Origin of the sequence: Moheibacter sediminis (assembly GCF_900176425.1) — a bacterium.
Classification (GTDB): domain Bacteria; phylum Bacteroidota; class Bacteroidia; order Flavobacteriales; family Weeksellaceae; genus Moheibacter; species Moheibacter sediminis.
In genome coordinates this window covers 117732-141404 of record NZ_FWXS01000004.1, presented here as the reverse complement: position 1 = coordinate 141404, position 23673 = coordinate 117732, and the positions used below count along the sequence as shown (strand labels likewise).

Below are 23673 nucleotides of genomic sequence, written 5' to 3'. Positions count from 1 at the left end.
AACATGGAAAAACCAAAATACGTGCAGGGAAGCATCAATTGGCGCGATTTGACAACTTATAAAGCGGACGAATTACGAGAATTTTATCAATCTGTTGCCGGTTGGACTTCGCAAGGACTGGACATGAAAGACGGCGAGAACGCATATCAGGATTATGTGATGAAAGATGCCAAGGGGAATTCAGTTGCGGGAATTTGCCACAGCCGCGGTGCAAACACAGGCGTTCCGCCACAATGGGTTGCTTACATAAGCGTAGAAAATGTAGATGAATCTGTGGAAAACGCGCTCAAATTGGGCGGAAAATTATTGAAAGAATACAAATCCAAAGAAGGTACTTTGTTCTATGCTATGATCGAAGACCCGGCAGGAGCGGTTTTTGCACTTGCTAAAATTTAATTTAAAAAAAAATCATTATGAAAAGTGTAATTTTAATACTGTTTCTTTTACCAACTTATTTCATTTCAGCTCAAACAGATGAAAAACAACTTGTCTTTCACGACAAAGAATTTCTTTTGGATTATTACAAACAAACCAAAAATAATTTAAGCAAAAGTATTTCCGGACTGAGCGAGGCGCAAATGCAGTTCAAACCTTCAGAAGACAAATGGTCTGTGAGTCAATGTGTAGAACATATCATCGCCACAGAAAATATGATTTTCGGAATGCTGAAAACTTACATGGAACAACCCGAAAATCCTGATCGAAAGAAAGATGTGGTTCTTTCGGATGACGATATTCTCGGATTTATGACCAATAGATCGGAGAAATACAAGGCACCTGAAATGCTTCAGAAAAAAGGGATTTATAATCAGCCGAAAGTGGCTTTGAAAGATTTTAAAAACCAAAGAAAAGAGTTAATTAATTTCATAAAAAAAACAGACATCAACGAGCTGAGAAATCGCATCAACGATTCTCCCGCTGGTGCAACCGATGCTTATCAAAGTCTTTTGTTCATTGCAGGGCATACTGCAAGACATACGCTCCAAATTGATGAAGTGAAAAATGATCCGAATTTTCCAAAGAAATAAAAATGGATAAAATCAACCATTGGGGAAAAGAATTGGAATTGCTTCAGAAAATTCTCAACAAAACGGAATTGACTGAAACAATCAAGTGGGGAACGACTGTTTACACACATAATGGAAAAAACATTGTGGGGTTTGTAGGTTTCAAAAATTATTTTACCCTTTGGTTTTACAATGGTGTTTTCCTCACTGATCCTTACAAAGTTTTGATTAGCGCACAAGAAAAAACAAAAGCTTTGCGTCAATGGAGATTTAATTTGATGGAGGAAATTGATGAAAAACAAATTCTTGAATATGTGAAAGAAGCGATTAAAAATTCTGAGGAAGGAAAAGAAATAAAAGCCAAAAAATTCCAATCAGTTTCGGTTCCTGAATTATTACAAGATGAATTAAATCTGGATGAAAATCTGAAATCTGCCTTTGAAAAATTAATACCTGGAAAACAAAAAGAATACAGCCTTTTCATAGACGAAGCAAAACAAGAAAAAACAAAAATGTCTAGAATCGAAAAAATTAAACCTATGATTTTACAAGGAATCGGGTTGTACGATAAATATAAAAAAGATTGATTATGAACAATAAAATGTACCCATGCCTTTGGTTTGAAGGCAACGCAAAAGAAGCTGCTGAATTTTACATTTCAGTTTTCGGAGAAGGTAAAACGACAGTTGATACGTCAATGGTTGTAAACTTTGAACTGAGCGGTCAGAAATTCATGGGATTAAATGGCGGCCCGGAATTCAAACCTACCCCTTCAACTTCATTTATGGTCGTATTGGAAGATAAAAATGAATTGGATAAAATATACAGTCAACTTGCAGATGAAGGATTTGTCCTGATGCCTTTGGATAAATATGATTGGAGCGAAAAATACAGTTGGGTGCAGGATAAATTCGGGATTTCGTGGCAATTGATGTTTGGAAAACTTTCTGATGTTCATAGACAGAAATTTACTCCTACACTTATGTTTACTCAAAATCAAAATGGAAAGGCTGAAGAAGCTATGAACTTTTACATGGATTTATTTCCCAATTCCAAATCTGACGGAATTTCAAAATACCAGGAGGGTGCTATGGAAGGCAATGTGATGCATGCACAGTTTTCGCTCAACGGTCATTTGTGGATGGCGATGGATGGGGGAACGGGGCATGACTTTACTTTTTCGGAAGGAATTTCAAATGTAATTGAAGCAAATACACAGGAAGAAATCGACCTTTACTGGAATGCTTTTGCCAAAGAAGGAAAGGAAAGTATGTGTGGCTGGATTCAGGATAAATTTGGTGTGTGGTGGCAAATATTCCCTTCGATTGTAGAAGAAACAATGGTCAATCCTGACAAAGCATCTAAAGCAATGGAAGCTGTAATGAAAATGAAAAAATTTGACTTGGAAGCTTATAAAAAAGCGATTGAATAATAGAGAATTCAAATTCATTTAAAAATCAAAAGTTACAGTGTTTTCATCACTTTTCGTTTCATGAAATCCAAGTCGGTTGAACAATTTAATAGCTTGATGGTTTTCAATAGATGTTGCGGCCCAGATTCTATTTAGCTTCATTTCATTTGTTGCAAAATCAATTATTAATCGAAGTGCATTTTGCATGATTCCTTTGCCTTGAAATTCCGGCAGTAAAATGCATCCTATTTCTCCACTATTATTTGTAAATCCACGATAATAACCACACGTTCCTGCAATTTGATGAGTATTTTTTTCCAAAATCAACCAATGTATAGAATCGCCTTCTTTGTAATTTTTATTGATTTTGTTATTCATTTCTTTCGCTTGCGCAATTGAATTTGCTTTTTGTCCGTCATAGTAAGAAATTTCTGTAATAAATTCTGAATCTTCATGTTGAACTTCACGAAGTAGAATATTTTGATTTTCTAAAATTGGAAATGAATGAAATGGAGGAAATATCATAATCAAATTTGATCTTGGAATAAATGTATAAAAAATTTGCTCTGAATTTCCATTTGGATTCTCAGAGCAAATTTCATCTATATTAAAAGTCTATTACAGCGTTCCTACATTCACATCATCAATGTTATAAAAATTGATGACACTTTCATAATTACTGTAATCTACTTGGTTGTCAGTCCCTTTACCATAACTTGCGGGAATAAAAACAATTCTAAATGTTTTGTTATTTACATAAGAAGTTCCTGCCAGGTTAAAAGTTCCACCTGCATAAATCTGGAAATCATATCTCGAAAAATCAAAGTTATAATCAACTTCATTTCCGTCAGCTAAATAAAGATTGATTGGAATTTGCTGCCAAATCGGAGAACCGTTTCCCGTATTTCCAACTTGTAAATAAATCAGCATCATATCGGTTTCATACATAGGATTGTCCATCGTTCTGGCGATAGTGTAAACATTATCAACCAATTGGAAGTTTACATTTCTCAAATCATAAACTACCGGAAACGTGTCGTAATCTACTGATACTTCGTCATCACTTGTACAACTAAATGAAGTTACTGCAAAGATTGCAAGTAAAAACAAGGGAATAATTCTTTTCATAACATTGAATATTTATTTGTTAAATTTTTTAAATCAAATCGCATACCAAAAAAAGTGTTACATGATGGAATACTGTATTCATCGACAAATTGACAGGTTTAATGGATGAAAATTTACAAAGTATCGAGTTGATTTCTTTCTTTGTTTTCGCTGATTGTCCAGAAAAACCCGATGAAGAAAAATCTGTCCATAGAAGGTTTCAAAGCCATTCGGTCATAAATTCCATTATCATTTGGCGTATAAGAATAATTGTAACCATTCACGTTTTTGAATCCCATTGGGTTTGAAAATGAAATGTAAAGTATTTTTTGTTGGTCAATTAAATATGCCCAGCTTAAATTAATTGTATTAAATGTTTTTGTTTTTTCGGAAAGAAATCCATTTGTATTAGGATTGGTGTAAGGTCTTCCTGAACCGAACTGATAGGTAAATCCAATCTGCGAACGCCATTCCTGGATCCAATATTTTCCCACAACGGATAAATTATGGTTCGCGACGAATGAAGGCTGTGCTTCAACAGGAAAATCTTTATACAAACGTTTGGTGTCGATGTATGAATAAGAAACCCAATATTCCATATTTTTGATATGGCTTCCTCTGTTTCGCCAGAAAACATCAATTCCTCTTGCATAACCGTTTCCGTTTTGAGTATAATTGAAATTCCCATCATTTCGAACCAAATCTTCGTAATCTTTTTGGTACAATTCCACACGGACGATTTGTTTTTCTTTTTGGTAGAAATAATTCAGCAAATATTGTTTTGATTTCATGAAATCTGCTGGATTGTAATATCCTATTTCAGACATTGGGGATTGAAAATATTCGCCATAAAAAATGGATAAATTATGGTCTTTCGAAGGTTTGTAAGCGAGCGAAACTCGCGGAGAAACATTCCATTCATCAACAAAATCTGAATGCTCAGAACGGACTCCCGCTTTGATTCCCCACCTTTTGATGAAATACCAAGTATATTCAGCATAAGCGGCAAAAAGATTTTCGGTGATTTCGGAAGTTGTATTTTGCAAAACGTCTTGGTTTTCATTTGTTCTTCCGACAAATTCACTTCCGAATCTGAAATTATGTTTTGAATTTAATTTCCAGTCAAATTCAGCTTTTACATTCAATCCAAATTCATTCTTTTTGAATTCATCTGCTGATTGATTAATATTAGTGTCTGCATTCGCAATAGAAAATCCGATGAAACCCTCTAATTTCTTCGAAAAATTATGCACATAAGAATTATTCCAGTAAAAATTGGTATTATCCATGCTGAATCTCACAGGGTTTATCTGGTTGATGTCGTTGTAACTCATATCCATTCTTGAATATTCCAAAGCGGCATACGATTTATACAGACCCTTTTTGAACTGATGTCGGTAAACGGTTTCACCGCTGTAACCTTCTGGTGCACGTCTCCAGTCGTCACGGGTATTTAATAGTTTAAACGCCGGCCATAAATTGTAATAAGCCAAACTTGCGCTAAGTGCGTCCTTTTCCCACACCTTGTTGAAAGCACCGCTCACGCCCAATGACATAAAACCTAAATCGATGCTGTTTTCTGTGGGAAAATCTTGGGTTTCGAGCGCAAGGATTCCGGAAAGTGCTTGCCCAAAAGGCGCATCATATCCACCCGTACTGAAATTAATTCCTTTGAAAAGAAAAGGAGAATATCGCCCGCGAGCAGGAGTATTCGGTGCGGTTTGGCTGTAAGGCTGGAACACCCGAAGTCGATCGATGAAAATCGAAGTTTCATCCCCTTCTCCTCCACGAATAAACAATCTCCCATCTTCGGAAACATTATTGGTTCCGGGAAGTGTTTGCATCGCTGCGATGATATCACCGTCTGAACCTGCAGTCGTAACGATATCGAGTGAACTCATAACGGTTTGATTAGTATTCCCAACTGCCTTCATCGTTCCGGCACCAAAAACCACAGCATCGAGCTCAGTAGCTTCTTCTATGGTAATTTCCAAAGGAGATTCGATGGGAATAGTGATGGTGATAATTTGAGAAACAAAACCCGTACCTTCTAACTCTAAATCAAATTCGCCTGTTTCTTCAGTTTCAAATGTAAAAAATCCTTTTTCGTCGGTAGATGCACCATCGTAAGTTCCGACTAAAGTAACGTTTATATTTTGTGCAGGTAAACCCGATGGTTTGAGAATGGTTCCGGAGATGGTTGTTTGTGAATAGACTGTGCAGGCGGCGATAATAGTAAAGATTGCAGTGAGTAGAGATTTTTTCATGTCATGAATTTTGAAGCGAATTTCATGAATGCAAATTTGATATAAAAATTTGAATGGATGAGCTGTAATTTTTAAGGGATGAGTTGGAAAAGATTTACATTTTACCGAATAATTTTAATTCATCATAACATTTTAATTAATTTAATAAAACAATGAAAAGATTGGCTTTTTCAATCGTAAAATCGTTTTATATAAAACCTAATTCGTAATTTTGGGAATTCTATGGAAGTAATCGTAAAAGAAGACGGAAGAATTCAAAAGCCACAATGGCTTCGTGTGAAATTACCTACCGGTAAAAATCACCGTGAATTGCGCGGATTAGTAGATAAATATAAGCTCAATACCATTTGTCAGAGCGGAAGCTGTCCCAATATGGGCGAATGTTGGGGTGCGGGAACTGCTACTTTTATGATTCTTGGAAACATCTGTACCCGTTCTTGCGGATTCTGTGGTGTAAAAACCGGTCGTCCTGAACAAGTAGATTGGGAAGAACCTGAGAAAGTTGCGCGTTCTATCAAATTAATGAAAATTAAACATGCAGTAATCACTTCTGTTGACCGCGATGATTTGAAAGATATGGGGTCAATTATTTGGGCTGAAACCATCGGTGCAGTTCGCAGAATCAGTCCGGGAACGACAATGGAAACATTGATTCCGGATTTTCAGGGAAATACTAAAATGTTGGATAGAATATTGGAAGCGGCTCCTGAAGTGATTTCTCACAATATGGAAACCGTTCGCCGTTTGACACGTGAAGTGAGAATTCAGGCGAAATATGACAAAAGTTTAGAGGTGCTTCGTTACTTGAAAGAACAAGGCCAACATAGGACCAAAACCGGTGTTATGCTTGGTTTAGGTGAATTGGAAGAAGAAGTTTTCGAAACCATTCAGGAAATCAGAAATGCCGGGGTTGATATCATCACTTTGGGTCAATACCTTCAACCAACTAAGAAACATTTGCCAGTTAAAGAATTTATCACGCCTGAACAATTCAAAAAATACGAGGAATTTGGAAAGGAATTAGGTTTCCGTCATGTGGAAAGCGGTCCTTTGGTGCGCTCTTCTTATCATGCAGAAAAGCATATTCTTTAATTTTCAGATTAATTAATCAATGAAAGTACGTTTGGTAACCATTGGAGACGAAATTCTGATTGGACAAATCGTTGATTCCAATTCTGCTTACATCGCAAAAAAATTAAACGAAATAGGATTGGAAGTTGAAGAAATTCTTTCCATACATGACGATTCCGAAATTATCATTGAAACTCTAAATCGAATTCTTCCCGATTCAGATGTCATCATCACAACAGGAGGTTTAGGTCCAACAAAAGACGATGTGACAAAAAATGCTTTGTGCGAATTTCTACAAACTGAATTGGTAATGGATGAAGAAATTTTGGCTCAATTGGAAGAACGATATTTGAAATTAAACCGAACAATGAATGAGCTGAATAGAGCCCAAGCATTGATGCCGCAAGGTTCGATAGCTTTGAAAAATGCATTGGGAACGGCACCGGGAATCTGGACTGAGTTTCAAGATACTATCCTCATTAACCTGCAAGGTGTTCCGTTTGAAATGAAAAATCTCATCAAAACGGAAGTGGTTCCAAGATTGCAAGAAAAATTCGATTTACCTTTTGTGGTTCACAGATTTCTTTCGGTTTCCAATTATCCGGAAAGTGATTTGGCGATTGCGTTGACCGATTGGGAAGATAATTTACCTTCAGATTTTCATTTTGCTTATTTGCCTGAAAGAAGTAAAGTTAAACTTCGAATTTCGGCAAAAGGAAACTACAAAACAGAAATTGAAAATAGAATTGAGGCTGAGGTTCAAAAATTAATACCGATTATTGGTTCTCGTTTAGATTCAAGAAATAAAGATTCCATCGAATTAATTTTAGGAGAAAAGTTAAAAGAATTAAATTTAACAATCTCGACGGCAGAAAGCTGTACGGGTGGAACAATCGCTACGATGCTTACCTCTGCTCCCGGAAGTTCAAATTATTTTTACGGTTCTGTAGTTTCCTATGCGACTTCCGTAAAAGAAAATATTTTAAAAGTTCCGAATGAATTAATTGAAAATTATACAGTTGTAAGTAAAGAAGTTGCAGCCGCAATGGCAAAAGGTGTTAGGGAATTATTGAAAACTGACATCGCAGTTTCCACGACAGGGGTTGCCGGTCCTGCACAAGGCGAAGACGGAAAAGAAGTCGGCACGGTTTGGATTGCAGTAACTGATGGAAATTCGACTGAAACCAAAATGTATTTCTTTCCCTATTTAGAAAGAGAAGATTTTATTTCTCAAGTTTCAAAACTGGCGTTACAAAACGTATTTGAATTTGTTAAAATTAAAAATTAGATTAAATTTAACATCATACACCCATCCTGCATTAACACTTACAATCCTCACGGCTTCTTCTTTTCATATCATTATCCCAAAGCGGGTATAATTTCAAACCGATATAGAAATCAAGTGCATGTAATTTTTTGTGCCTTACAAAAATCGGAAGTATATTTTCACTGCCAATAACCAAAGGTCCCCAACGTAGAAATCCTCCCATTTGAATAGTTTCATATTCATATGTAGAAAGCGATGCGCCATAACCTATTCCCGGTTTTTGAACTGAATAAGAAATATTGGCAATGTTAGCGCGTTTCAGACTATTTTCAAAAATCGGAGCTCTTTGAATTAAATCAAAATTTAAGAATTGATTTTCGCCTACATTTTTACTCAAATTAAAATGAATGCTTGTCGGCAAACCAATTTTGAAAGCATTTGATTTTAGAGATTCAGTAGGATTTCCGTAAATTTCATTGCTTATTAATTGAGCAAATTGTTCCGGAGATTCAAAATCTACATCATCAAACACAGGATTGTTGGTGTATCTTAAATTGTCCCCAATGAAATTATGTACGTTTCCTGTAAAATTCACATATCCGATATCCAGCGCATTCAAGCTCATTTTGAAATCATAAGACTCTTCCCAACGGTCAGGGTTTACTATCGCAATTCCTAAATCAATTCCAAATCCTTTTCCTTTAGGATTAAATTCATATCGGTCAGCATCAAAATTATAACTGGTTGCATAACCGACCTCTACATCAAAATCCGAGGCATAAAGCGTTTTTATATTTTGCTCAGGATCTTCCGGATTGGGCAGATATTCCCTGCGCATAACAGCGTTTTCTTTATTGTTTACATAAAATGCATCCAATCCCATTTCATATTTTAAATTTACACCAACAATCCATTGGTATTGAGAATATGGAAAAATTTCTGTCGAAAGATTTAAACCCACTTCTGCCCAATTCATAAAATTGGTTTTAAAAGGACTCAAATCATACAAAACCGGTTCTGTTATTTCCTGATTAGTGTATTGCAAATAATTGTCTATTTCTTTTGCAGAACTTTGTATGCGAAGCCTTGTGAAAAGCCCTACTGAAAAATCTTTTTCAAAAATATTCAAATTCAAAGAAAAAGAAGGACCCATCAAATCAGAGCTTATATGATATCCGAATTTATCATGGTTGTAATAATCTGATATTTTGGCTGTATTTTCTCCGGTAATTCCGTTACTGATGTCAGCACTTTTAATTCCTCCACTTGTCAACCCCAATAAACTTGTCTCAGAAATATAAATATAGTCACTGTTGGCAAAAATATTTTCGGAAAAAATGTGGACATCCCAACCATTTGGATTTAAAAATGGCTGTGTGGGAGAAATCCCTACTGTGCTTATCCCGCTGTATCGATCATTATTGAAAATAATTGGATCTTGTGCAAAAGTCAAATTGGAGAAAATATAAATCCCCAAAAAATACAGCCTTTGCTCCCCCCGGAATTTCAAAATACCATTTTTTGTATAACGTAAAAGTTAAACGGTTTATTTTGTTTAAAAATTAATCTTTAAAGGCAGCATAATTTTTTTGAAATGCAATGAAAAGCAAATCATTTAGTGGTAAAATTTTGCACTCTTCCGGCAAAGATTCTTCCGCAAAACTCATATTGGTTTTCACTAAAAACTGAGGTGTATAATCTGGACTTACACCTATGTGAATGATTCTGTAATCAGAATTGAGGTTGTTTATTTTGTAAAAACCGGAATTAGATTTTTTAAATTCCCAACCAATTTTTGCACCTTCGAAATAGATAATGGAAGTTGAGTTTTTTGTAAGATTTTTAGAAACGATAGAATAACTGTTTTTTCGGTTAAATTCTAAATTTACTTCAAGTTTGAGGATTGCAAAATCTTCTTTGTTTACTACCATTATGCCAGACCAATTCCCTTCCTGCGGCTTTTTTACCTTAAATTCTATGACATAACTTGTTTCATCCTGACTCAGTATTTTATATTTATAATTCCTTTTTTTATTGAGAAAATCCTTATTGATGAAATCAACCCAAGAAAACTGTTCGTACAAAAAGAAAGGCGAATCTTTAGGCACATTATAAATATTATTTCTGACGAAAAGTGTAGAAGTTGGCTGAACTGCAATTTTGGAATTGAGGTGAATACTTTTATCATTGTAAGAAGTCAATTCCAAATGAAGCGGATTTTTCAGATAAAGTAAAGTATCTTCTCTCTCCTCGCTTAGCCTTTCAGTTAGCGAATGAAAACCTCGCACCTGATAAGTCGTATTTATTAGCGGATAATTTGATGAATGACGGGCTTTTATGTTATCTAAAATAGAATTAATTATTTTCGAACTATCAACTGCAAAACTACTGTAAACAATCCCTCCGTCGAGTTCTACTATTTCATCTTCGTAAATGACAGTTTCTGCTTTTTTGACAAGTGGCTCCAATGTTACAACCATCAAATCACTTAATTTTTTAAAAGCAATTGATTGTTCTTTGTAGCCCTCTTTATAAAAAGTCAGTTTCCAACCTGTGATTTCAATATCTGAATAATCAATTTTAAAATAGCCTTGCCTATCTGTTACGGTATTTAAATCATCAGATTTATGAAAAAAAACCATAACACTGTCAATGGGTTGATTGTCTTTATCAATTACAAATCCGCTAACAATTCCCTGAGACCAGGAAAATATAGGAATAACACAAAGGAGGAATAAAGATTTATACAAAATTACTTAGTTTAGTATATTTAAAATTGATTAGCTTAGTAAATGCAAAATTAAATGTATTTGTTGGAACAGACAAAGTGAAAATAAAAATGTCCGGCATTTATTACCGGACATTTTATTTTATAAATTATTTTTATTAGAATTTATAAGCAGCACCTACGCCCACTGATCCTAATGTAGAACTTACACTTGTAGAATAAATTCCATAATCTGTCGTGTATTTGTTTGATATTCCTTTGAAGAATGCATAGATATCGAAACTTGTAGTGCTGTAACCTGCACGCGGACGGAAATAAAATCCACCGTCACCTTCTCCGTCACCAACATAAATTGCATATCCTAAATCCAATCCTGCAAAAAAGTTAGGCACAAAATTGTATTTTGCAGAAGCAGCAATCGGAATAAATCCATAATCTACAGCATCAGTTGAAAAAGTAGTACCACCGATGATTACATCATCTCCACTTTTTCCAATGAAATGATCATAACCAACAATACCTCCGACTTTCAGCCCTTCAATTACCTCAAAATAATAACCAACTGTAGCACCCAAGTTAATAGAACTTCCATCAGAAGCATCTGCAACCGGAATACCCACATAAGCACCAGCTTCTACACCCGTAGCCTGAGCATTTACTCCAACCATAGCAATAGCTGCAAAAGCAGCTGTTAAAAATAATTTTTTCATGTTAAATATATTTTAATAATTGATTTTCCTCTATCCATATTTATGCCAAACATTAACTTTAACATAAAAAAATGTTAATAAATTTTAAGAAGGTGAATTTCAATAAAAAAAACTGAGAAGAAACTTACCTCTCAGCTTTTAAAATTTATAATAATTTATCTAATTAGAATTTGAACGATGCTCCTACACCTACAGATCCTAAATTCCAAGTATCATCCCAGTCCCAGTCGTTATTATTCCAATTTCCAGGGCTATCGTAAGAATAACTGATAGATTTATAATATGCGTACAAATCTACAATCGGTAAACTGAATCCAAATCTCGGACGCACGAGGAATCCCCCATCGCCGGCTCCGTCACTTACTCCAATTGCATAACCCAAATCCAATCCTACGAATAATTTTGGATTGAAATTGTATTTTGCAGACGCTGCTATCGGAATGAATGTGGCATCCGGATAATCAAACCCACGGTAATCTTTACCAAAGAAATGATCAACTCCCGCAATACCTCCAATTTTTAAACCCTCAACAATTGGAACATAATAAGCAAATGTTGCTCCTGCATTTAAACTGGCTCCATCTGAATCTCCGATTGGTGCTCCAAGGTAAGCTCCTGCTTCAAACTGTGCATTTACTCCAACTAATCCGAAAACTGCAATAGCAGCTGTTAAAAATAACTTTTTCATGTTTTACTTTTTTTGTTAATTACCCGTTTTCATAATTTATGCCAAATTTTAAATTTTCACTTCAATAATTCATCTATTATTTTACCAATCGTAATTTCAGCTTGATGAATTGCTAAATTTAAAACCCAATAAATTGTGAATAGATAAGTTCAAAATCTGATAGGAATCTCTTCTTAAATTAATTACTTTTGCAAAACACAATAATTTCAACAAAATCAAATGAGCAATACCTACAAGTCAGCAGGAGTAGATAAAGAAGAAGGTTATCAAACAATTTCCAAAATCAAAAAAGCAGTTTCGGAAACCCACAATTCAAATGTTTTGAACGGAATCGGAAGTTTCGGTGCTTTTTACCAATTAGCAGGTTACAAAAATCCTGTTTTGGTTTCCGGAACAGATGGTGTGGGAACAAAATTGCGAATTGCATTGGATGTAAAAAAATACGACACAGTCGGTATTGATTGTTTCGCTATGTGTGCCAATGATATTCTTTGTCATGGCGCAAAGCCTTTATTTTTCCTAGACTATTTGGCATGCGGAAAATTAGATTCGGACATTGCCGCTGAAATTGTAGGAGGAATTGCGACAGCCTGCAAAGAAACAGGAACGGCATTGATCGGCGGAGAAACTGCTGAAATGCCCGGAATGTATAAAATAGGAGATTATGACATTGCAGGATTTTGCGTAGGCGTGGTGGAAAAAGAAGACATCATTGATGGCTCTCAAATTAAAGCAGGACAAGTAATTATCGGATTGGCGGCTAGCGGATTTCACAGCAACGGATTTTCATTAGTTAGAAAAATTTTTCCTGATTTCAATGAAGAATTTGAAGGAAAACCTTTGTACGAAACACTTTTGGTTCCTACGAAATTGTACCAAAACGATATTTTCAAAATTCAGGAAAAAGTTAAACTTTCCGGAATTGCACACATCACAGGTGGCGGATTGATCGAAAACGTGCCGAGAATCATTCCTGAAGGACTTTGTGCAACAATTGAAAAATCAAAAGTTCATGTTCCATCGGTTATGAAAGAATTGATGAAACGTGGCGGTATAGAGGAAAATGAAATGTTCGGAACTTTCAACATGGGTGTTGGAATGGTTGTGATTTGTGATGAATCCGATGCACAAACCGTTTTGGATTTGGTTGAAGGAAGTATGTTGATTGGAAAAATCGAAAACAACGAAGAAAAAATTGTTTTGCATTAGTCAATTAAGAATTCATGAAAATATTTGAAGTCCCGTTTTTTAGCGGGACTTTTTCATTTAATAAAATTTGAAATCCTTAAATTTGAATTTTAAAGTGAATTGATAATGACCCAAACCGAAAATTTCAAAATCCTCAATAAAGAAATCAAACCTGGCAAAACCAAAACTGTCAACCTAAAAATTGCCAAGTTGCACACGATGACTGATTTGAAAATTCCGGTAATTGTTTCACATTCCAATCAAAAAGGCCCGGTGGTTTTGTTGAGTGCAGGATTGCACGGCGATGAATTCAACGGTATAGAAATCGTACGCCAAATCATTCAGAAAGAAATCAACATTCCCGAAATCGGAACCATCATTTGTATTCCTTTGGTCAATGTTTTCGGATTCGTCAATCAATCAAGAGAATTTCCCGACGGACGTGATTTGAACCGTGTTTTTCCGGGAAGTATCAATGGTTCATTGGCAAGTCAGTTCGCTTATCATTTGATGGAACACATAGTTCCTTTAGTGGATTATGTGATTGATTTTCATGCCGGAGGAAGAAGCCGTTTCAACGTTCCTCACGTTCGAATTGAAGAAGAAAATCTGGAGTTAAAAACAATGGCAGACGCTTTTCAGGCACCGTTTTTATTGTATTCCAAAAATATCGAAGGTTCTTTCAGAAGTGCCTGTGATAATTTAGGCGTAAAATACCTTTTGTTTGAAGGTGGGAAATCATTGGAAATTAACAAAGATGTGGTGTTGCAGGCGATTTATGGAACCAAAAGATTTTTGAAGCATTTGGGAATGCTCAATGAAAAACACACTGAAAAAGCTGCAGAACGCCCGATGATTTGCATCGAAAATTCAACTTGGCTCAGAGCTGATTTCTCAGGGTTGTTTCAAAGTGTTGTTGCCGCAGGGGATTATGTCGAAGAAAATCAAACGGTTGCTTGGATTACCGATCCGTATGGAAAAGTAGAAAATCCTGTTTTGGCACCGAATTCAGGCTACATCATCAATGAAAACCAAGGTGCAATTGTCTTTCAAGGTGATGCTATTTTCAATATATCCACCAAATTGAAATTATCCGATAACGAATACATGGAGGAATAAATTAATTTGTTTTGCCATTCTGAGTGTAGTGTAACGAAACGAAGAGTCTCTTGAATAAAATTAGATTTCTCCTTCGTCTGGATAAAATTAATTCTTGATAATTTATTTAATAACCTCATAATTTTAGGTTTCCTCGGTTGAAATGAAGTAAATTTGCAGTCTTCATTATGCAACATACTACGATTAACAAGAATTTCCTGATCATTCTATTGGGGATACTTGCAGCGCTTGGTCCTTTCACGATTGACATGTATCTTCCGGGTTTCCAGAGGATCGCTGAGGATTTTTATACAGATGAAAAACACGTCGCATTTACACTGACTTCTTATTTTGTAGGAATTGCTGTCGGGCAATTAATTTACGGTCCGATTGTGGACAAATACGGACGTAAAAAACCGCTTTTGTTTGGTTTAGCTATTTACATTCTGGCAAGTTTGGGATGTGCATTTTCTGTCAATATCGAAATGATGATAGGGATGCGTTTGTTGCAGGCCTTGGGCGGATGCGTCGGAATGGTTGCTTCCAATGCGATTATCAGTGATGTTTATGCCGTAGACAAAAGAGCCAAAGCATTTTCCTACATTATGCTTGTCATGGGTGTTGCGCCATTGATTGCACCTACGGCGGGAAGTTTATTCATTGAAAAAGCAGACTGGAATTACATCTTTTTCTTTTTGGCAGTTTTTGCGGGATTGGTCAGTGCGATGATTTATTTTCTCTTGCCGGAAACCAGTTTGTACATGCACTCCAATAAATTACGCATTCGAAAAATCTCCAAAGATTATTTCGAAATATTTAAAAACCGTTCTTTCCTGATGTACACCTTGGCGGGAAGTATCGCGATGTCGATTTTGTTTGCGTACATTTCCTCTGCTTCATTTGTATTTCTAACCTTGTATAAATTGGACAAAGGAACATTTTCAATTCTTTTTGCTATAAATGCTTCAGGGCTGATTTCGGGAAGCTACCTGAATGGGGTTTTGAATAAATATGTGGATTATATCAAAATTGCCAACCTTGCAGCCATCATACTGAGCGTTATTTCCATTTTGATTTTAATTCTGATCAATGTAATTCCGGAAATGCCTTACCAATGGGTTGTTGCCGGATTGTTTCTGATTTTATTTTCGACAGGATTCATTAACCCAAATGCAACTGCCGCATCTTTGGCTCCATTTACCAACAATGCAGGTGCTGCATCTGCTTTAGGGGGCTCTATCCGAATGGGCGTCGGTGCTGTAGTTGCTGCAACAATTGGAATATTTCAAGGAAATTCAGCCAATACAATGTTCATCACGATGTGCGGATTGGCGATTTCAGCAACCATTTTTCTGCACATTGCACAAAAAGTTGTAAGAAAATAAATTATTAGATTGCCTCTCAACTTAGAATTTAAAAACTTAAACTTGAAACTAAGAAATTATGAATCAATCCAAAGCCTTAGCCATACTCAAATCCGGACGAAATGTTTTCCTTACCGGTTCGGCCGGCGCGGGAAAAACCTATGTGCTCAACCAATACATCACTTACCTCAAAGAACATAAAATTCCGGTGGCAACGACCGCTTCGACGGGAATTGCGGCTACGCATATGAACGGGCAGACCATTCATTCATGGTCTGGAATCGGTATCAAAGATGAAATTTCTTACAAACAAATGTCCAACCTCAAGGAAAAGAAATATTTCCGCGACAAGATGGACAATGTCAAAGTATTGATTGTCGATGAAATTTCTATGCTTCACCGCAACCAACTGGAATTGGTCAACCGCGTACTTAAATTTTTCAAAGAAAATGAATTGGCATTCGGAGGCATTCAGGTCATCTTTTCAGGAGATTTCTTTCAGTTACCACCGATTGGAAATCAGGAAGAAACTTCACGTCAAAAATTCGCTTTCATGTCCGATGCATGGTTGGAAGCAGAACCTGTGATTTGTTACCTGACCGAACAGCACCGCCAATCTGAAAATGATTTGAATAGCATTTTAAATGAAATCAGAAACGGAGAAGTTTCCCAAAGATCAATCGATTTACTGGAATCAAGAGTAGAATTTCATCCCGACGAAGGCGAACAGGAAACCAAATTGTTTACGCACAATGCCGATGTGGAAAGAATCAATAAAGCTTACCTCGAACAAATCGGAAGTTCATCAAAATTTTTTCCTGCAATGCTCAAAGGAAATGATGGCTTGCTTGAAATCCTGAAAAGATCTGTTCTGGCTCCCGAAAACCTCGAACTCAAAACGGGTGCGCAGGTCATGTTCATCAAAAACAATTATGAAGTGGGTTATGTGAACGGCACTTTGGGGAGGGTTACAGGTTTTACAGACAAGGGAAATCCGTTGGTAAAAACACTTGACAATGACCTCATCGAAGCGAAAGTTGAAACCTGGGCCATCGAAGACGAAACCGGAAAACCTCTGGCTTCTTTTGTGCAGATCCCACTGCGTCTGGCCTGGGCAATTACAGTACACAAAAGCCAGGGAATGACGATGGATGCTGCGATGATCGATCTTAGCCGTGCGTTTGAAAAGGGACAGGGTTATGTGGCTCTTTCGCGTTTGCGCGATTTGTCAGGACTGAAACTAAGAGGACTTAATCAAACGGCACTGGAAGTTGATAAACTGGCGATGCGTGCCGATTTCAGGTTTCGGGAATTGTCACAGGAGTGGGATGATTCTCTGGATGAAAAAGATCTGGAAAATGAGTTCATAGGTTTCATCGTGCATTGCGGCGGGATTACCGATAAGAAAGAATTGGCGAAGCAAAAAGAAAAATTGACCCAAAAAGGAAAAGCCGAGAAAGTTTCTACTTATCAATTGACAAAAAAATTGGTTGAGGAAAAACTGACCATCGATCAGATGGCTGAAAGACGAGGTTTGGGAAAGGGAACCATCCTCAGTCACCTGATCCACATCGCGGAAATTGACAAGGAAATTGATCTGGATATCTACCGTCCTTCAGAAGTGATATTTGAAAAAGTAAAAGCTGCTGCCCAAAAACAAGCCAAAGAAGAAAAAACTTCATTAGCAAAAATTTATGCTGAACTGAAGAATGAAGTTTCTTTTGATGAAATCAAGCAGTCGATGATTTTTTTAGTGAATTAAGATGTTACGGAAGATATAACGGAGCGTACAGTTCAAAAAACGGAGAGCGCAATCACAATAACGGAACGTGCAGTCAGAAAAACGGAGCGTGCAGTTACAATAACGGAGGGTACAATCGCAATAACGGAGCGTGCAGTAGGAATAACGGAACACGCAGTTACTATAACGGGGCGTACAGTCGCAATAACGGAATGTGAAGTTGGGATAACGGAGTGCGCAGTCGCAATAACGGGCGGCACAGTCAGGAAAACGGAATGATAATAGGGTCGGAATGAAACATCTCTGTGGTGAAATCCTTCATTAATCCCCAGACCGGACTTTGTCCGAAGCTGCGCTTGATGACCGAACTTTGTCCGAACCTATCGGTTCTCCTTCTTAATATCAAATTCTTAATATCAAATCTCGGAATGACATAGACCTTAGAATGAGAGGAGGTCGGAATGATAAAAACACCCACAGAAAGCTATGTTTTGCGGGTGTTGGGTTTTTATTATTGTAATGTTCGGAATTTGATTGCGTTGATTTGTTTGTATTCTGTGCTTGATGACCCATAGAGACTTTTTACGTAAAGCTTTACGAGTTTTGCTCTGTTGACAAGACCTTCGACAGCATGGTAGAGCTTTTTGTCTCTTTCTTTTCTTGTTTTTGCGAGTTCTGCATTGGCCTGAATTACGTTTTTGTTTCGCATGACCAAGTCTGCTAAATATACTTCGAGCCCTGCAATGGTAAGGTCTTCTTCGTTGGGCTCGTAACCATTGACCTGTTTTACCAATTCTATCAATGCCACAAAATGGTCGATGAGCTTGTCATAAGACTGCTGGGAGTTGGAGCGCGGGGTATTGGTTTCCTGTCCCGGTTGGTTTTCATCGGTTTTGGGTTTGGATGCTTCTCCGCGAATTCTTCTCACTATGGTGCGTGCATCTGCTACAATTTTGGGTTCGTTGGCAATTACCGCCAGGATGTTGATGGTACGTGTTGACACCGAGTCGAGCTTCTGGAATTCGATCTGGCGTTCATTGATGAAGACATCGGCTCCTCCTTTTGCCTCATGTACCAAACGGATGATTTCGTTTGCTGATATGTAGAATTTTTTGAGCTCAACCATGTAGATGAGCGGATTGGGCGGGTTGAAGTCCGCGAGCAGTTCACATTTTGTAATGATCTTCTGGAACTGGGCTACGTTTTTGGCGTGTCCTGTCTCACTATTGGAGTGACCGCCGCCGTTGGTGTTTGTTGTCATAATAATAGGGTTTTAAATGTTAATACTTTTTTTAGAAAATAGAGAATGGTTCATAGAGAATAGAATCTGGATTTTTGGTTTTTTTTAGATCCTTCGCTAAATACCCGAAGCTATGCTTGATTACTGAACTTTATCCGAAGCTGCGCTTCTCCTTCTTAATATCAAATTCTTAATCTCAAATACGCCGCAGTACTATGTTCAGGATGACATGGAGACGTTTAAATTATGAGTTCGGAAAAGGAGAATAAATTCGGGGCTTATTGCAAAGTAGGACTTAATGAAAAATCCCTTTTCAATGCTTTGTTTGTATAATTAATAACATTAAATTCGCACAATATGCGTATTAAATAGCATCGTATGAAAATCAATCGACTGAAAATTGTATTGACAGAACAATCTAAAACCAGTAAATGGTTAGCTAAAGAGCTGGGCAAAAGTGCAAGTACGGTTTCCCGTTGGTGTACCAATGAAGTGCAGCCTTCTGTAGAAACGTTAGCGGAGATTGCAAAACTGTTAAAAGTGGATATCAAAGAATTATTAAACTCAACTAAATAGAGAATGTTAGAGCTTCGAATAAATGGTAATAAAATATATGCCCCGCTAAAGGGTAAAGAATTGGTTAAAACCCCCGAAGAGGAAGTAAGGCAAAAATACATTTTGAAATTAGTCAATTCGTATGGTTACGAATTAGAACAAATGCAGCAAGAAGTTTCGCTTACTGGTTCTAAGAGAGGAACAGGGAGAGCAAGTGCCGATATTGTTGTCTGGCGTAGTAAAGAAGAGAAAAAAGAAGGAAAGAACCCAATAATTGTTGTAGAATGTAAAGCAGAATACATAGATATTAAAAGTGAAGATTATTATCAAGGTCAAAATTATGCTCGTTTTGCAAATGCTCCATTTTTTGTAACAACTAACGAAAAGGAAACAAAAGTTTTCAAAGTCAATTTGGATGTAACTCCGAAAACATTAAGTGATGAAATTTTAGATATACCTAATGCCAAAGAAGCAAATAATGATGATAAAATTAAAAAATTATTGGGGCAAACTAAGGCATTTGAACGTGATGAGTTTTCTAAACTTTTATTCCAATGTCATAATGTAATCCGTAACAATGATAAATTATCACCTGAAGCTGCCTTTGATGAGATTAGTAAAATTCTCTTTATGAAGATAAGGTACGAAAGAAATCCTGATGAGGAAAATATTTTCACCCTAAAACAATTTGAAAAGCAAGAAGCTAATTACGAGAAAAATATTCGACCAGTTAATATTAAAAGAAACGGACCTAAAGATGATATTCCATATATGGATTATTGGTTTGAATTGACAAAGGATGAATTTGAAGAAGATGAATTATTTGACAAAAATGAAAAGATAAAAATAAAGGAGGCTTCTTTTAAAGATATAGTACGTAAACTTCAAAAATATAATCTATCCACAACTAGCGATGATGTAAAAGGTATTGCCTTTGAAGAGTTCTTAGGAGGTACATTTAGAGGTGAATTAGGGCAATTTTTTACCCCTAGAACCATTGTTGATTTTATGGTAGATATATTGGATCCTCAAGAAGATGAAGTGATGTGTGATCCTTGTTGTGGTTCTGGTGGATTTTTGATTAAAGCTTTTGAATATGTTAGAGACAAGATAGAACAAGATATTAAAATTGAAAAAGATAAAGTTAACCTTGCTTTTGATGAGTTATCGGAAGGAAAGGCGGAAAGTGAACTTGAAAAATTGAAAGAAGTTTCCAACACTATCATTCAAAAACTGGGGTATGAAACTCAAATTAGAAAAAGTAGTGAACAAGAAATAGCTAAAGAAAAAAGTAAGTTTATTTCTAGACTGGAAAAACTTTCGGCTTCTTGTATTTTTGGTACAGATGCTAATCCAAGAATGGCAAGAACTGCCAAAATGAATATGATTATGCATGGTGATGGACATGGTGGAGTGCATCATAGAGATGGGCTTTTAAATATCAACGGTATTTTTGAAAATAGATTTGATGTTATATTAACCAATCCTCCTTTTGGTGCGAGGGTAGAGAAATCATTATTAATAACCAAAGCTGACCAAATATCTGATGAAAATCGAATTACTAAATACAAAAAAATGTATGGAGCAGAGGTTTATGAAAAAGCAATGGAACAACTTCTTTTTGACGAAGAAACGACCAAAGGAAAGCCAGTATTAGACACTTTATATATTGGGAAAGAAGGATTAAGTGGACTAACAGAAGTTTTGTTTATTGAAAGGTGTATTAATCTACTTAAACCAGGAGGTAGATTAGGTATTGTTTTACCTGAAGGTGTGTTGAATACACAGAATTTGGGAAAAGTAAGACAGTATTTTGAAAGTGTCGCTAAGTTAATACTTATCGTTTCTATTCCACAAGATGTCTTTATGAAAAGTGGAGCTACTGTAAAATCAAGTCTTCTGTTTATGAAAAAATTCACAGAGAATGAAGTCTCTCTTTGGAAACAATATGAAAATGAAGCTATAGCAGAAGTATCAGCAAAATACGAGGAAGAATTAAAAAACATAGAGCGTCAATTAGCTTTAAGAGGTAAGGATGCCCCTTTAGCTTCTGTAAAAAAAGAATTAAGAGTAAGGAAAAGAAAAATTACAGAAGATATAGAATTGGAAGTTAGACAAATTGTAAAGGAAAGATTTGATTATGATATTCCTATTGCCACTGTTGAAAAAGCAGGAATAAGCAGTACTGGAACATCCATTGATAATGAGTTAAAAGATGTTATTTTACCACAATACGTACCATATCGTAAACAAAATGAATTATGGAAGGAATTAAAGCCTGTATTCCAATATAAATGGAATACTAAAACTGGTAAAGCACAAAGGATAAAAAATAATTCTGAACCGATTGTAATTGAATGGTAATGAGTAATAATATTTCAAATATTACATTTGTTAAGTTTTCTAAACTCTATAATTGGAGTGTTCAATATCTGATTGAAGATACGTTTTCATTCAAGCAAGATTTCCCTTTTGTACCTATAGGTAAATTCTTAAAGAGAAATAAAACAAATGTAGAGATACTGAATGGTATTCAATATAAGAGAGTTACTATTAAAACAAATAATGGAGGTGTTTATTTAAGAGATATACAAATAGGTGATAAAATAGGCACTAAAAATCAATTTTTGATTAAAGAAGGTCAGTTTCTCTTATCTAAAATAGATGCAAGAAATGGAGCGTTTGGTGTTGTCACTTCAGATGTTGATGGAGCGATAATCACGGGAAACTTTTGGACATTTGATGTAGATTACACTCAAATAAATCCACACTATTTGACATTGATAACAACAACACCTGAATTTATTAAGTTTTGCGAGAATAGTAGTACAGGCACTACGAATAGACACTATTTACAGGAAAATTTATTTTTAGCAGTCGAAATTCCGCTTCCTCCTTTAGATGATGAAGATGCTAAAGAGAAAAAAGTTTCTAATGAAATAACTCAAAAGAAACTTGTAGATGCTTATTATCAAAAGATAATAGATGCAGAGAATGCAAAAATAAAAGCTAAAGAAACGGAAAAAGAAATTGAAAAGTATTTATTAAAGGAGTTAGGAGTTGAAAATATTTTAAACTCACACGGGATTAACGGATTGACCTTTATTAATTTTAAAAATTTAGATCGATGGGATGTATTATCCTTACAATCTCAGTCTTTGAACATAAAGTCTATATATAACACTGTAAAGCTGTCTTCTTTAATCACATGTTTTAACTATGATATTGACAGGAAGTCCCTTCGTTTTGAGACATATAAATATCCTAATGAGGAGTTTTATTACCTAGGAATGGAAAATGTAGAGAGAGATACTGGAAAATTGATAGACCTACCAATTGTTAAGGGCTCTCAGATAAAAAGTCAAACACTAAAAGTTCCTAAAGACTTTATTATTTATGGAAAGTTACGACCTTATTTAAATAAATATTGGCACAATACAAGTGATTTTTCAGATATTGTTTGTTCTTCCGAATTTTTTGTTTTTAATATTGATGAAAGTAAAATTGACAAGTCTTATTTTTTAGATGTACTTTCTTCATCAATAGTCCAAAGACAGATTAGTGATAAGTATAGTGGCGTAAGAATGCCTAGAATAAGTTCAAGTGATTTTTATAATTTAGAAATCCCTTTGCCTAGTGATAAAAATCTACAGCAAATCATTTCTAATAATATCAGGAAGTTAAGATTACAAGCTTCTGATTACAACGATGTATCTAATAATTTAGTAAAAGAAGCTCTCGTTGACTTTGAAAAAACAATATTTAAAAACTAATGAAGCAAAAAACAATCATACAGGTTTGGGGTGCCCAAGATAGAGGGAAGTCAGGAACAATTAAGATTATTAGAGAAGAATTAATCAGGTTCTACATAAATACTTCACATACATATTCATTACCATTGCCATCAGGTGAGATTTCAGATGTATTGATATGTAATGGAATCAAAGTAGGTATAGAAAGTATGGGAGATTATTTATGGCATTGGAATTTACATGATAGATTGAATGCTTACATACTACAGCACAATTGTGATATTATTATTTGTGCTAGTAGAGTTTATAATGATGTATCGAAACATATAGAACATTTAGCCAATACACATAATTATAGGTTATTAAAGGTTACTAATTATCGAGGCGAAGAATTCCCATTTGTCCAAGATGAGTTAAATCAATTATCGGCTCAACATCTTTTAAATTTAGTTGATCAGATTATAACAGGTAGAATTTAG

At 35.6% G+C, this 23673-nt stretch carries 22 protein-coding genes; 14 read left to right on the top strand and 8 right to left on the bottom strand.

The genetic code is table 11. From position 1 onward, the window contains the following. Nucleotides 1-3: 3 nt before the first annotated feature. From B8977_RS07370 to B8977_RS07355, 4 genes are read left to right on the top strand one after another with little or no spacing between them, the layout of a single operon-like run. Nucleotides 4-396 carry a VOC family protein gene (locus B8977_RS07370; protein ID WP_084017055.1) on the top strand — a complete coding sequence of 131 codons (393 nt, stop codon included), beginning with the start codon at nucleotides 4-6 and terminating at the stop codon, nucleotides 394-396. Between the two features lie 17 nt (nucleotides 397-413). After that, entirely contained in the window at nucleotides 414-1028 is a 615-nt protein-coding gene (locus B8977_RS07365; protein WP_084017054.1) for a DinB family protein, read from the top strand. A 2-nt stretch (nucleotides 1029-1030) separates the two neighbouring features. Next, nucleotides 1031-1594, top strand: a complete 564-nt coding sequence (locus B8977_RS07360) for a YdeI/OmpD-associated family protein (protein WP_084017053.1) — start codon at nucleotides 1031-1033, stop codon at nucleotides 1592-1594. A 2-nt stretch (nucleotides 1595-1596) separates the two neighbouring features. After that, the gene (locus B8977_RS07355) at nucleotides 1597-2439 is read left to right on the top strand and encodes a VOC family protein (RefSeq protein WP_084017199.1); all 843 of its coding nucleotides are present in this window, start codon (nucleotides 1597-1599) and stop codon (nucleotides 2437-2439) included. Nucleotides 2440-2457: 18 nt separating this feature from the next. Here the strand turns inward: B8977_RS07355 and B8977_RS07350 are convergent, their stop codons facing one another. The 3 genes from B8977_RS07350 to B8977_RS07340 form a co-directional block, all read right to left on the bottom strand. Further along, nucleotides 2458-2943, bottom strand: coding sequence for a GNAT family N-acetyltransferase (locus B8977_RS07350; protein ID WP_084017052.1), 486 nt, complete (start codon nucleotides 2941-2943; stop codon nucleotides 2458-2460). Between the two features lie 93 nt (nucleotides 2944-3036). Then, entirely contained in the window at nucleotides 3037-3546 is a 510-nt protein-coding gene (locus tag B8977_RS07345; RefSeq protein ID WP_084017051.1) for a hypothetical protein, read from the bottom strand. Between the two features lie 113 nt (nucleotides 3547-3659). Beyond that, the gene (locus tag B8977_RS07340; protein ID WP_084017050.1) at nucleotides 3660-5792 is read right to left on the bottom strand and encodes a TonB-dependent receptor; all 2133 of its coding nucleotides are present in this window, start codon (nucleotides 5790-5792) and stop codon (nucleotides 3660-3662) included. Nucleotides 5793-6014: 222 nt separating this feature from the next. On the opposite strand from B8977_RS07340, the gene lipA reads away from it, so the two are divergent. Both lipA and B8977_RS07330 read left to right on the top strand, forming a co-directional pair. Continuing rightward, nucleotides 6015-6884, top strand: a complete 870-nt coding sequence (gene lipA, locus B8977_RS07335) for a lipoyl synthase (RefSeq protein ID WP_084017049.1) — start codon at nucleotides 6015-6017, stop codon at nucleotides 6882-6884. A gap of 19 nt (nucleotides 6885-6903) precedes the next feature. Then, nucleotides 6904-8151 carry a CinA family nicotinamide mononucleotide deamidase-related protein gene (locus tag B8977_RS07330; protein ID WP_084017048.1) on the top strand — a complete coding sequence of 416 codons (1248 nt, stop codon included), beginning with the start codon at nucleotides 6904-6906 and terminating at the stop codon, nucleotides 8149-8151. 31 nt (nucleotides 8152-8182) lie between these two features. Here B8977_RS07330 and B8977_RS07325 read toward each other — a convergent pair whose 3' ends face one another. From B8977_RS07325 to B8977_RS07310, 4 genes are all read right to left on the bottom strand, one after another. Next, nucleotides 8183-9640 carry a hypothetical protein gene (locus B8977_RS07325; RefSeq protein ID WP_143736378.1) on the bottom strand — a complete coding sequence of 486 codons (1458 nt, stop codon included), beginning with the start codon at nucleotides 9638-9640 and terminating at the stop codon, nucleotides 8183-8185. Nucleotides 9641-9692: 52 nt separating this feature from the next. Continuing rightward, nucleotides 9693-10880, bottom strand: a complete 1188-nt coding sequence (locus tag B8977_RS07320; protein WP_084017046.1) for a carboxypeptidase-like regulatory domain-containing protein — start codon at nucleotides 10878-10880, stop codon at nucleotides 9693-9695. Between the two features lie 136 nt (nucleotides 10881-11016). Next, nucleotides 11017-11568, bottom strand: coding sequence for a hypothetical protein (locus tag B8977_RS07315; RefSeq protein ID WP_084017045.1), 552 nt, complete (start codon nucleotides 11566-11568; stop codon nucleotides 11017-11019). A 163-nt stretch (nucleotides 11569-11731) separates the two neighbouring features. After that, complete coding sequence (locus B8977_RS07310) at nucleotides 11732-12256, bottom strand: hypothetical protein (RefSeq protein ID WP_084017044.1); 525 nt, start codon at nucleotides 12254-12256, stop codon at nucleotides 11732-11734. 219 nt (nucleotides 12257-12475) lie between these two features. Between B8977_RS07310 and purM the strand changes: the two genes are divergently transcribed. The 4 genes from purM to B8977_RS07290 all read left to right on the top strand — a co-directional run bounded on the left by purM (nucleotide 12476) and on the right by B8977_RS07290 (nucleotide 17668). Continuing rightward, nucleotides 12476-13465, top strand: coding sequence for a phosphoribosylformylglycinamidine cyclo-ligase (gene purM, locus B8977_RS07305; protein WP_084017043.1), 990 nt, complete (start codon nucleotides 12476-12478; stop codon nucleotides 13463-13465). 105 nt (nucleotides 13466-13570) lie between these two features. Then, on the top strand, nucleotides 13571-14563 hold the full coding sequence (locus tag B8977_RS07300) for a succinylglutamate desuccinylase/aspartoacylase family protein (protein WP_084017042.1): 993 nt from the start codon (nucleotides 13571-13573) through the stop codon (nucleotides 14561-14563). A 167-nt stretch (nucleotides 14564-14730) separates the two neighbouring features. Continuing rightward, complete coding sequence (locus B8977_RS07295; RefSeq protein ID WP_084017041.1) at nucleotides 14731-15927, top strand: multidrug effflux MFS transporter; 1197 nt, start codon at nucleotides 14731-14733, stop codon at nucleotides 15925-15927. 58 nt (nucleotides 15928-15985) lie between these two features. Further along, entirely contained in the window at nucleotides 15986-17668 is a 1683-nt protein-coding gene (locus tag B8977_RS07290) for an AAA family ATPase (RefSeq protein ID WP_084017040.1), read from the top strand. A gap of 490 nt (nucleotides 17669-18158) precedes the next feature. Here B8977_RS07290 and B8977_RS07285 read toward each other — a convergent pair whose 3' ends face one another. Next, nucleotides 18159-18908: a hypothetical protein gene (locus B8977_RS07285; protein ID WP_084017039.1), complete on the bottom strand. Its 750-nt coding sequence runs from the start codon at nucleotides 18906-18908 to the stop codon at nucleotides 18159-18161. A 357-nt stretch (nucleotides 18909-19265) separates the two neighbouring features. Between B8977_RS07285 and B8977_RS07280 the strand changes: the two genes are divergently transcribed. From B8977_RS07280 to B8977_RS07265, 4 genes are read left to right on the top strand one after another with little or no spacing between them, the layout of a single operon-like run. After that, complete coding sequence (locus B8977_RS07280) at nucleotides 19266-19463, top strand: helix-turn-helix transcriptional regulator (RefSeq protein ID WP_084017038.1); 198 nt, start codon at nucleotides 19266-19268, stop codon at nucleotides 19461-19463. 3 nt (nucleotides 19464-19466) lie between these two features. Next, nucleotides 19467-21806 (top strand): N-6 DNA methylase, encoded by a 2340-nt coding sequence (locus tag B8977_RS07275; RefSeq protein ID WP_084017037.1) that lies wholly within the window; start codon nucleotides 19467-19469, stop codon nucleotides 21804-21806. Beyond that, nucleotides 21806-23215 (top strand): restriction endonuclease subunit S, encoded by a 1410-nt coding sequence (locus tag B8977_RS07270; RefSeq protein WP_159447469.1) that lies wholly within the window; start codon nucleotides 21806-21808, stop codon nucleotides 23213-23215. Before B8977_RS07275 ends, B8977_RS07270 begins: the two co-directional genes overlap by 1 nt. After that, nucleotides 23215-23673 (top strand): hypothetical protein, encoded by a 459-nt coding sequence (locus B8977_RS07265; protein ID WP_084017035.1) that lies wholly within the window; start codon nucleotides 23215-23217, stop codon nucleotides 23671-23673. The genes B8977_RS07270 and B8977_RS07265 overlap by 1 nt, the downstream gene beginning before the upstream one ends.